Origin of the sequence: Microcoleus sp. PH2017_09_SFU_O_A, assembly GCF_020738625.1 — a bacterium.
GTDB lineage: Bacteria > Cyanobacteriota > Cyanobacteriia > Cyanobacteriales > Microcoleaceae > Microcoleus.
Genome location: NZ_JAEQCF010000009.1, coordinates 54,424 through 66,314 on the forward strand (window position 1 = coordinate 54,424; position 11,891 = coordinate 66,314).

The window sequence follows — 11,891 nt, forward strand, 5'->3', positions numbered from 1 at the left end:
TTGCAGAGTGAATACCCTAAGAACAACAGGCGGGGATTTAGTTGCCGTTGACTGTGGTGACTTATTGGACAAGATTTTAGCAATTTTAGAGAAGCCGGAGACTCAGAATCCATTTAAGATACATGGTAATTGCGATCGGTTAATCATCGACATTGACAGCATCGCCGAAGCAGTCGCAGGTTTGGGAGTAGAAAATCCTTTAGGTGCTTCCGAACGCGGTGCTCGTACCGCCACAGTCAACTTTACTCCCGGCTTCAAAGAACGCTTTCCCAATCAAATTACCAAAATCAAAAATAGTTTAAAAACTCGACTGGAATCTGCAATTAATCAACAAAACCCACAGCTTGCGATCGAACAATTTGTTGCCAACTTAATTACAGATTTGGAAAAGTTTAAAAATAATTATGCCAATTTAGACTTTAGCTATCCCTTTGGCAAATATTCCGGGTTGCAAAAGCAGCGATTGAGTATCACAAAAAATCCTAGCAGCAAAGAACTGCTAAAATTTCACAAACTAACTATCACCGTTGGAAATACCAGTACATTTAACACCGAGCTAAAACAAGGCTTAGGAAATTATATCAAATCTCAGTTTGCTAGCGCTAGTGAGAGCGATCGCGACGAATTAGATTTTATTCTTCAAGATTTAGAAGAAGATGCCAAATCAGATTTCTACAGACTCAAAGAATTTGTAGATATCGAAACTATCGGCAAACTCAAAAAGCAAGCACAGATATGTTATCTAGAATTTCTGCAAGACAACATTAGCACCAGCAATAACCCATTCAATGCCGAGGGTTTAATTTATTTAAAAGTCCTAATTCAGCGTCTCAAACAGATTGATGAATATATAGTCAAAAATGCCGATGGCGATTACTTAGTGAACTATGCCGGCACTGACTTGAACTATGCAGATGCTTTTGCTCGTGCTGAAGCCTTTGATATGTTGCCAATTATTCCCAAAATAGAAGGATATTTAGGAGAAACCAAAGACGAAAACAAAGGAGATATCCAGTTTATTTTTGGACTCAAGCTTAAGTTTAATAACCCAGTTCAAGCCTATGGCGGCAAAACAGTCTTTGAGTATTACCTCAATCTGCTTGACCCTGAAAGTGAGGAACATAAAGCCGAACTTGCCGACCCTGCTAGAAAAGAGATTTTCGCCAGAAAGCTATTGAAGTTAGTATTTTTGTACTACTTCGTTTTTGCCGCAAAAGACCCGTCATCAGAGGGTTATACAATTAACTCAGACTTAGAATACGATCCAATTCCAGTATTTGAGGAAAAAGTATTAAAAATCTTCAAAGGTTCTGATGAAGTATCAAAGCAAAAACTTTTGCGAGGGATCAAAAAAGGTTTTGAACAATATAATGTTGCCTCTAAAATAGACACTCTCAAGAATCTCCTACAAAAAATTCTGAAACACAAGCATTCACCGAAAGAATTTCCGCTTCACATTTCGGTCAGAAAAAACATTTTAGATAATAGTATCAACAATATTTCTACAACCTCTACATTTTTCAAGCCTGAGCTACGAACCAAGCCCAAAGAAGTATTAAAATATATAGCTATTGGTCAAGCAAAGGCTAGTGAAAATTCCCTATGTACTCTCACAGCTAAAATCGCAATTAGTGATGTTCATTATTTTGCTAGTGACGACCTACAAAGCTTTAGTATGGAGTATGATGTCACAGGTGTAAAAGCTCTGCCAGTGTTGCTGAGACCAACTGAGCAACAGTGTACAACTATATATAATCGGTTTTATCAACAGCGTAAGCTAGTCGAATTTACCTACAGTCTTGCTAGCAACAAATGGGATAATAAAAAAAGTTTTGTGTATCGATTTACCTTCGATATACTTGCCTATACTTGCCTCAAACTGTTATTGGAAAAACAGAGTAGATTATTCATTCCCATACTGCGACTGCAACTGAGCAATCAACAGTCAGATTCGCCCGTAGAAGAGTTCATGCGTTCTTTATCTAAAAGGTTATCGCATTTACTAAATGAAGAACATCGTTCTAATTCTCAGGGTATTGATATCAGAAATATAGAATACAAAGCTCCCAATGTAATGAGTTCTCTATATTCTGTATTGCCTAAAAAGTTTACCTTTGCCAAGCAGTCAGATTCTCCAAAAGAACTCGACAAACTGGCTATAGTTATAGTTTCCAGTCGCGAGAGTGATGCTAGGTGGAATAGCAACCAAAAGCTATCGAATTTGCAAGGAGAAATTGTCGGTGCAATTCGTCAAAAAGATGGTTCTGTCAGGCTACAATTGCTCAAAACCTTCTCGGAAACCTACGAACACGAACAGATGTTTAAAGAACCCACTGTGGTGCGAGATGAAATAGGGAAAGTTTACAAATTGGGATTCAGACACTTTCTCTACATAGCCAAAGCTCCCTATTCTAGTACCTTGCACATGACACAAAAAGAAGATGCTTTATTTTTCATGTCGAAAGATGTGATTAAATATTTTAAAGAAAACTACAATGATATCAAAATTTACCCGATGTTTTTTGACAAATACTATGCAGTTAAACTGTCAGAAAGATTGGGAGTAAATTCTTTATACATTCAGGATACATTGGAGTTAACCGCTTTAGTCAAAGACCCCAGCAAACGCTCTGTGGTATTTTTTAATTTGTTTAATGGTTTGGTAGTCGGCTCAGAAGCAGAACGTAATTATAGGGGTGTAATTTCCTATGCCACCTTGTTAAATATTTATCAAGATATACTGGATGATGAACATATCCATCAAGGATTGATTTCTAATACTCAATTAAAAAATGACATTTTGCAGTATTTGACCTTGTTCCACTTTTCTCGCTACGAAAAAGCAAGTGGTAAAAACGCTCAAATTAGTTTTAAATTAGACCCCTACGAAAACCTGATAGGAGATCAGTCTGTAGGTAAACTATCTCTCTACAAGCATATGGGAGGAGTTGCAGAGTTTAATGCCTTGGCATTTTTGACTAAAGTTAAAGAAGTTTTAAATACACCAACAGGAGGCACGCAGTCATGAAATCTAAAATAGCAGAAGATTTGGGGCGTTTGTTTGAAGTTGGGTTTAATATTGGGATTCTTGCTTGTATTAAAGAGAAGCAAATTAAGCATAACTTTGGAAACTTGTACCTTCAGGAATTGCAGGAGTTAAAATTCCCGAAGATGCTGAGAAAAATCACCGATAAAATAACCAGTCCCCTGGAAAGAAAGATGGCTGAAAAGTGGAGTACATTTTTCCTACAAAAAGGCTTTCTATCAGGTTTAAACTTTTTTCGAGAGTACCTACAATCTACAGGTTGGAATGAGACAAATAAACTACGACATTTGGAAATTTTGTATTACCAATCCTGTTTTTGCGATGAGAGCAGTATTGGTACTTACGCTAAAGGTTATGAACAGTGGTGTGGAGAAGTTATATCTCAATTTGACCAGATTGATAATATTTCTCAATATATTGGAAGTTACAAAGGGAAAGGCGAGTTTCTGAGAGCTGATACTCTAATATTCCTACGATATGGTAGGCAATTTAGAATTTTGTGTGTAGATTTGTCGGTGTTTTCGATTAGGACATCTGAGGATGTGACGAATCTGGACTATTTGGAGATTATTCGGCGTTTGTTGAGACGAGATATTAACTATTTGCGCTCAAAAAGTGTGTTTTCTAAACTTCGCATAGATACTGAAAGTTGTGATGTTGAATTTTCGGAAGGTTTGAAGAGCTATTTTACTGCTTTTAAGTATGATGATAAGGAGAGTGCTAAATCAATTCAAGCTGGCGGTTATGCTTATAGTTTTTATCAATTTCTCCGAGAAATAGGGATACTTGCTGAGGATTCGCGACTAATATTTAATGCGGTGGGATATAGCGATCGCGGAATTAGCACTATGTCTGTCCGCCCCGAAAATTTAGATGTTTTGAAAACTTGTTACTCGATTTATAAGTATGATTCGAGTCCTCAAGAAATCGTCGATGCCCGCAAATTAGTTTTAAATAAAATCAAGCGGAGTGCTTGCTACAGCTTCGATCAAGGAAAAAAGCTTGTTGACGATATATTAGCAATGTCTGCGGATAAAATCAATGTTGTGCGCCACCCAGAGCGACTTGAGGGGTTTGTCAATTCAGCAGGAATTGTGCCGGATGAATTGATGCAGCAGTTGGGATTGAGCGGAGGTTTGAGTTTGCGGAATGCTCACGCTAAGCTAATTGAAAAAGCCCTGGAATCTGCTGCTACTTATATCTTTTTGACTGGAAATCCTGGTATTGGGAAGACGACTGCGATCGCCAAATTTCTCACAGATCATGTAAACGATGGATTTCTATTCTTTTATGTCAGTCCCAGGAAGCAGGTAAATCTGGATATTATCGACAAGTTCAAAAAACCTGGTACTGAGGATTTATGGAATGATAAAATATTAGCAATTAATACCTATAGCGATTTAATTAAAGATAGCGGTCATAAATATACTGTCCAGTATCTCTCGAATCAACGGCATGGAAAATTTGGATTACAAGTTGTTAATTTTCAAGATAGCAGAGAAACTAAGCGTCAAAATAGGCGATCGGACCGACTCAAGAGACAAACAGAAAATGTAATTGAAGATGGTGGACGGAATACTAAGGGCGTACTTAACAGCATTTGTGAAGCCATTTCTACCCTGATTGATACTAAAGATTTCAACAATATTGTCGCGACTGTTTCCATCCAATCTTTAAAGAAAACTGATGCGGGCGATACATTAAAACATTTTGAAAAAATTTTTAGGAATGCTTACAACACAAAGCTAGGTGAAGTGCTTCCCGATCGCATGAAAGACATCTCCAGTCGCATCAAGCATTTGTTTATCATGATCGATGAGATTACGGGAGACGAGGGAGGTGTAGAATTCTTAAATGGCATCAACAATATCCTCAACACCTATGAATTGAAAAATAATGCTCACGGGTTTAATACAAAGGTGATCGTTGCAGATGCTTCTATCGTTGACAAAGCTGTAATTAGCCAACACCTAAGCGATACCTCTGCTGAACCGGATAAAATCTATTTTCGGAAAGCTAAAAATCCAGGTTCGCCTCTGTCAGTGGAGAATTTTAAGTTTAAAGATACTGACGCAACTGTGATTAACACTAACTCCTATCCTGCTAAAAGCTTAAGCATAACATACAAAGTTTTCATTGAATCTTGCAAGTTTAGTGAAGATACTTTGCTAGATAGAGAAACTGATTTAACCAAGACAGTACAAGGCGAAATTTTACAAGATATAGAAGCCCTGTTACAACGCTCTGATGTTGAACAAGTGATAGTTTATATTCAAGATAAACAAAAACTGGGTAATTTGATAGACAAGATTAGAGAACATCGGGGTAAGTTTGAAAAAGGGACAGATTATATCGAAATACACGCTAATATTGGTGAGGAGGAAAAAGAGTTAGTTCAAAAATGGAAAAAAGATGCGAAAGTAGTATTTATGACTGCTTCAGGTAGTCGCGGGCTATCTTTTCCCAAGGCAAAACACATTTTGGTTGAGATTCCGAGGTTTGAAATAGAGAAAAATCTGATGGAATTGATTCAGGTAATTTATCGGGGGCGCGGAAAGGATGAGATTGATAATCAGGACAAAGAATTGATTTTCTATTTGGGCGATCGGGTAGTGTATTTTGAAGATAATAAAGAGATATCGATACAGGAAAGTAAACTGAGTCTTTTAAATATTCTGTTGATTTTGAAAGCATCTATAATGACGCGAATTTATGGTTGCGGGCAAATTGGTTCAGATAAGTTTATCATCATACCCATCGGCGGTAAGTCTGTGTTTGCTGCTGGTGAAACATTCTCATCCCAAATGAAAAACTTAATCGATAAGTTGAAGAGCGAGCACAGGAAGAATAGGAGCGATCGGCGTTTACCACAAGTCTATGATAGTCTAGAAGATTTACTCGGTCAAGCTGATTTTACACTGAGAGAGAATGTTGAGTCTAATAGTAAATCTCAGACTTCATATCTTTCGCAGCGTGATTTTTTCAACAATGGATTTTCCCAGTTAGTAAGTGAAAGTTTCGAGAAGTTATTGAATCTGAATAACTTGGAAATGGGATATATGAGTGGCGGTTTGTTAGTTGTACCGATCGCATCGCAAACTTTGGAAGAAACCTACATTATGCCTCTGGCAACAATAGCCAAAAATGCTAATAGTGAACTTTGGCATAATATGCAGATAATTAGTTATGCTAGTGCTTATTCAGAGGATTTACAATTTGCGATTAAAGATGCGATGGAGTTAGTAAAAGAACTAACAAACTCTGTTGATAAGACACAGAGATTTGAGCAAAGCAGTCAGCGCAAGGATCGGTATTATGCCTTACCATTATTTGCGTTTATTGCTGGGGAAGTATTCAGGGAATATTTTGCTAGTAACCCCCAAGAACAGAAATATCAAGATTTTAGAAATATCTTGACTCAATATATTAAGGCGCTGTATCCTGTTGGTAATGTTTTGCCTATAGGAGATAAATATCAAGATTTCCCATTTGTTGTATTTAGAAGCTACAGTTTAGAACAGATTAGGGAAAAGATATTTACGGATAAGTATCTTTTGAGTTCCAATGAGTTGAATGTACTCAATTTGGTTTTGTCTAAGGAAATCTGACATCGGGGGTTGACAGGGTGAACGTTTTAAGATTAGATGATAGCGATTTAGTAACGGTAGATTATGGCGATTTGCTGGACAAAATTTTAGAAGTTTTGCAGGGAAATAACCCATTTAGCATTTCGGGCGATCGCAAACGTTTGCTAATAGATATTGATACACTTGCTAATCAAGTCGCTACTTGCAAAGAAGTACAAAATCCTTTGGGTAATTGTGAGAATCAAGCAGATTATGCTACGGTGAATTTCTTACCGGAAGTTGAGGTGCGCTTTCGGAGTCAAGTTAGGGAAATTGAGGCTTGTTTGCGCCGAAAAGTACAATCTGTTTTGGGAGATAGTGTTACAATTGACCAATTTGTAGTTAGTTTAATTAGTCCGCTAGAGTCTTTTAAAGGTAAGGGAACTCAGTTAGGTTTAAGGTATGACTTTGATAATTTCTATAAAGATTTACAGAAACAGAAGCTGAGTTTGGAATGCTTAGACTCTAATTATGATTCGCTGCTGAAGTTTCATAAAGTAACTATTTCGATCCGCAATGTAGATATTTTCCAAGAAGAATTGCAAGCAGGTTTAAAGAGTTATATTGCTGAAAATACTGGAAATCAAGAGGAGAAGGAAGAACTTAATTTCCTGCTTGAAGAAATGGTAGAAAATGAAACTTCTGATTTTCACCGACTGATTAGAGTTGTGGATCGGGAAACTCTGGGACAACTGAAGAAAGAAGCGAAAATTACTTACTTGGAGTATCTTTTAGAAAATATTGATTCAACTACAGAAAATAGGCGAGGTTTGATTTATCTCCAAGATTTAATCCGGCGTTTGAGGTTAATAGAAGGATATATCAACGATGTCAATAAACCTGATGGTGACTACTTGGTTAGCTATCAGAAAACTCCGGTTAATTACAAAGATATGTTTTCGCGATCGGAAGCTTTCGATTATTTACCGATCGTTCCGATTATAGCAGGTAGTCTGGGAGAAACTACGGATGATGCTGGGGGCGATCGCCAATTTATTTTTGGCCTCAAACTCAAGTTTGGCAATCCTGTGCAATCGCGGGGAGGCGATCGGGTATTCGACTACTATCTTAATTTGTTAAATCCCGACAGCGAGGAACATCTCGCCGCTTTGGAGGAACCAGCCAATCATGAAACCTTCTTCCGCAAGGCATTAAAAACAGCATTTTTGTATCACTTTGTCTTTGCATCATCTCAAAACCCCCTAGCAGCCGATTACAACCCAGAATTAGAATTAGAATACGATCCGATCGCAGGATTTGAGCGAGTAGTTTTACCGATATTACAAAGTTCTAACGAAGAGCATAAAAAGGTGCTTTTTTGCAAATTTTTTAAGCGTTTTCAAGAAATTAATGTCGATTATAAAATTAACTGTCTTAAGCAATTACTGCAAAAATATATCTTAGATAAAACTATTTTATCACCTCGCACAGAATCGCGACTGATTTCGATCAAAAGAGGTCTGCTTCACAATATAGATCGTATCTTAACAACCGGAAAATTTTTCAATGAGGTTGTGGGGCGCAATCCGAAGGAAACACTTCAGTATATTTCTGTGGAAAAACCTAATGTTAATCAAAGAGCAATTTGTCAATTACCAGTCTGTATTAAAATTGAAGATATTCGCTATTTTTCAACTGATGAATCCCAAAGTTTCAGCATGGAATACAATATTAAAGGTATTAAGGCTTTACCAGTGTTTTGGATTCCTAAAGCCGATCGCTCTAGAGATGTTTTTTATAAAAGTTTTCAGCATAAATCCGTGGTTTTTCCCTACAACAACCGACGTTTAGACAGCAATGGAGGCTTGCAAAGACAAGCAACGTTTGTTTACAAGTTTGCTATTTCGCTGATGTCATATATTTCCCTAGGAATCTTGTTACAAAAATTACCCAATAATTTATTTGTGCCGATGGTAAGACTTCACGAAGGCTACCACGAAAACCCTTCGCCTTCAGAAAAATTTATGGCATACCTTTCTAAAGTATTATCTCACATTTTGAGCGAAAAACACCGATCGAATTCCCAAGGATTTCGCATTCTGGGTGACAAGTATCATTTGACAGCCAAAAATGGTTTGAGTTCCCTGTATTCAATCCTGCCTAAAAAGTTTCGATTTAACAATGTACAGTTATCTCCAGAATTGGATAATTTAGCAATTATTACAGTATCGACTAGGGATAGCGATGGGAAAAATGGCGGGAGGCGCGATCGCAGAAAAGCCTGTTTTTTTGGCGAAGTCACCGGAATTAGGTGTCAAGAAGATGGTACTATTCAGGTGGGAATGCTGAAAACTTTCTCGGAAAATTACAGCCTTCAGCGTCTTTATACTCAGCCTTTAATTCTCGCAGATATTGTTAGTCAGTTATATAATAGAGGGTATCGAAAATTTTTATATATATCTCAAGCACCTTATATGAGTACGCTGCATATTACTCAAAATGATGGAGATGATAAATTATTTTTTATGTCGAAAGATATCATCCGAGTTTTGAAAGGAGAACGGGAAGATGTTAGGATTTACCCGGTATTTTGTGACAAATATTATGTACATAGTCCCAAACAGCATCGGGGAGAATCTTTTTATATTCAAGATACAGCAGAGCTTGCCGAGTTGTTTTCGGATAGGAGGAAACAAGCTATTGTGTTTTTTAATTTGTTTAACGGGATTAAAGTTGAACAAGGGGATAAGAACTTTTATAATGGAGTGATTTCCTATTCGACGCTATTGAATATTTATGAAGGTATCCTAGACGATGAAGATATTCGTCAAGGTTTGATTTATGATGGTATAATTAAAGATACTTTGCTACACTATTTGACAATATTTCACTTTTCTCGGTACGAAGCTCGTCAAAAAATCAGTCTCAAGTTAGATCCGTTCGATCGCATTATTGGCAATGACTCAGTTGGTGCTTTATCTGAATTCACTCACGCTGGTGGTAGTGCTACTTTTAATTCGCTGGCTTTTTTGAATAAGGTAAGAGAAGTATTGAACGTAACTGAGACTGTATAATAATCAATAAACAAAACACTCACTTAAATAAATATGACTGTCAAAGTAGGAGACATCGCACCGGATTTTAGCTTATTATCTCAAACTGGCTCATCAGTCAGTCTCAAGGATTTTAAAGGCAAAAAAAATGTCATCGTCTACTTTTACCCCAAAGATGACACGCCCGGATGTACTGCGGAAGCTTGCGCTTTTCGTGATAGTTATGAAGTTTTCAAAGACGCAGGTGCAGAAGTAATTGGGATTAGCGATGATTCGCAGCAGTCTCACCAAAAATTTGCTACCAAATATCAGTTACCTTTCACATTGTTGAGCGATACTGGCAATAAAGTGCGGCAATTGTACGGGGTTCCAGCTACCATGTGGATTATGCCCGGTAGAGTCACTTACGTCATTGACAAACAAGGTGTTGTCAAGCATATTTTTGACTCAATGCTGGATTTTAAGGCGCACGTTGCTGAGTCTCTCAAAACTTTGGAAGGTATTAAAGGTTAGATATGATTGGATCGGATTGATTTAACCGCAGAGAGCGCAGAGAACACAGAGGAAGAGTAAGACAAAGAGAGGAATTTAGTCCTCTCTTTGCTATTAGCAATTATCTAACCTTTCGCAGCACCTGATTTTTCATGTGCTACGTTGTGGGCGGTTTTGCCATTCTTACTATTACCGTGGCCGTTAGCATTGCGAGGCTGGATAACTCCATAGCCGCTTTGACTCTTGCGTTCGTAAAGCACATTAATTTCGCCTGTTTCTGCATTCTGAAACATATAGAAATCGTGGTCGATAATCTGCAATTGTTCTAAAGCTTCTTGCACAGTCATTGGAGGCATGGCAAAATACTTTGTCCGTACTACTTCGGGTGGAAGTTCGGGAGTTCGATCGCCAATCAAATCTGCTACTATAGGATGTTCTTCAACTGCCGTAACCGTTTTGGCACTACTCTGGGTCTTGTTGTCGTGGCGTTTTTCCTTAAATTTCCGCAGTTGACGAGCTATCTTGTCTGCGACCAAATCGATGCTAGCATACAGGCTTTCCGTGCTTTCCTCAGCCCGAATCACGCTGCCGTTAGCATAGATAGTCACCTCAGCAGTCTGCTTAGGATTGATCCTGGGGTTACGAGCCACCGATAGATGAATATCCACTTCCGTCGTCAAAGTTTGAAAATGGCTAACTGCCTTTTCAACTTTTTGATTGACGTACTCGCGAATGGCATCGGTGATTTCTATATTTTTACCCTGGATAACAAGCTTCATAGAGCTCCCTCCCTTCTGTAACGTGGGTATAGTTTATACAATAGCACTATGTATTCTAGAAAACACTTATCTTCCAAATCTTTTTTCATATGTTGACAATTCTTGATTTTAACTGCGTAAATATTCCGTAAAAACACTGTTGATTTTTTTCATGATTTCCCCTCTCATTCATCAACCTGCGATCCCCGAACCGTGCTTGCTCCTCGATTGGGGACAAGTACCCTACTCCCAAGCTTGGGAAATCCAGCAAAAACTCGTGCAAGAACGCCGGGACAATCCCGATTTGCCGGATGTGCTGATTTTGCTGGAACATCCGCCGGTTTACACTTTGGGGCTGGGATCGAAGTTGGAATTTCTGAAGTTTGACCCGAGCCAAACTCATGCGGAGTTGCACCGAGTTGAGCGGGGCGGGGAGGTGACTTACCATTGTCCTGGCCAGTTGGTGGGCTATCCTATTTTAAATTTGCGCCGCCACCAGCAGGATTTGCACTGGTATTTGCGACAGTTGGAGGAAGTGCTTTTGGGAGTGCTGGAAGTTTGCGGGCTGAAGGGTTCGCGGGTTCCGGGAATGACTGGGGTTTGGGTGGATGGGTGCAAGGTGGGTGCGATCGGCATTAAAGTCAGTCGCTGGATTACGATGCACGGTTTTGCTTTGAATGTTTGCCCGGATATGGCAGGTTTTGGGCAAATTGTACCTTGCGGGATTCCCGATCGACCGATTGGTAGTTTAGAGCAGTTTATTCCGGGGATTGAGGTCGATCGAGTTAGGGCGATCGTTGTTGCTGAGTTTGCTCGCGTTTTTGGGGTGGAAATTGTGCGATCGGATCGGGAAATTGTGCGATCGGATCAAACGGCGGTTGAAACCGCGTCTACAAACGATGACGTACGGTTGAAACCGCGTCTACAAACCAAGACGTACGGTTGAAACCGCGTCTACAAACGATGACGTACGGTT

At 38.7% G+C, this 11,891-nt stretch carries 6 protein-coding genes; 5 read left to right on the plus strand and 1 reads right to left on the minus strand.

The features are described 5' to 3' along the window. The first annotated feature begins 7 nt into the window (after window positions 1-7). From JGK16_RS06235 to JGK16_RS06250, 4 genes are read left to right on the plus strand one after another with little or no spacing between them, the layout of a single operon-like run. On the plus strand, window positions 8-3,028 hold the full coding sequence (locus tag JGK16_RS06235) for a hypothetical protein (RefSeq protein ID WP_293189917.1): 3,021 nt from the start codon (window positions 8-10) through the stop codon (window positions 3,026-3,028). Then, complete coding sequence (locus JGK16_RS06240; RefSeq protein WP_293189919.1) at window positions 3,025-6,654, plus strand: helicase-related protein; 3,630 nt, start codon at window positions 3,025-3,027, stop codon at window positions 6,652-6,654. Before JGK16_RS06235 ends, JGK16_RS06240 begins: the two co-directional genes overlap by 4 nt. Window positions 6,655-6,671: 17 nt before the next feature. After that, window positions 6,672-9,686: a hypothetical protein gene (locus JGK16_RS06245; RefSeq protein ID WP_293183471.1), complete on the plus strand. Its 3,015-nt coding sequence runs from the start codon at window positions 6,672-6,674 to the stop codon at window positions 9,684-9,686. Window positions 9,687-9,719: 33 nt separating this feature from the next. Beyond that, window positions 9,720-10,178, plus strand: coding sequence for a peroxiredoxin (locus JGK16_RS06250; RefSeq protein WP_293183473.1), 459 nt, complete (start codon window positions 9,720-9,722; stop codon window positions 10,176-10,178). 104 nt (window positions 10,179-10,282) lie between these two features. Here JGK16_RS06250 and raiA read toward each other — a convergent pair whose 3' ends face one another. Further along, window positions 10,283-10,936, minus strand: coding sequence for a ribosome-associated translation inhibitor RaiA (raiA, locus tag JGK16_RS06255; protein ID WP_293189921.1), 654 nt, complete (start codon window positions 10,934-10,936; stop codon window positions 10,283-10,285). A 151-nt stretch (window positions 10,937-11,087) separates the two neighbouring features. On the opposite strand from raiA, the gene lipB reads away from it, so the two are divergent. Then, a complete protein-coding gene (gene lipB / locus JGK16_RS06260; RefSeq protein WP_293183477.1) occupies window positions 11,088-11,861 on the plus strand; it encodes a lipoyl(octanoyl) transferase LipB in 774 nt (257 codons plus the stop codon). Window positions 11,862-11,891 lie beyond the last annotated feature (30 nt).

Coding starts and splice junctions, on each gene's coding strand:
- raiA (WP_293189921.1), bottom strand. CDS start 10,936: ATGAAGCTTGTTATCCAGGGTAAAAATATAGAAATCACCGATGCCATT.
- JGK16_RS06250 (WP_293183473.1), top strand. CDS start 9,720: ATGACTGTCAAAGTAGGAGACATCGCACCGGATTTTAGCTTATTATCT.
- JGK16_RS06240 (WP_293189919.1), top strand. CDS start 3,025: ATGAAATCTAAAATAGCAGAAGATTTGGGGCGTTTGTTTGAAGTTGGG.
- lipB (WP_293183477.1), top strand. CDS start 11,088: ATGATTTCCCCTCTCATTCATCAACCTGCGATCCCCGAACCGTGCTTG.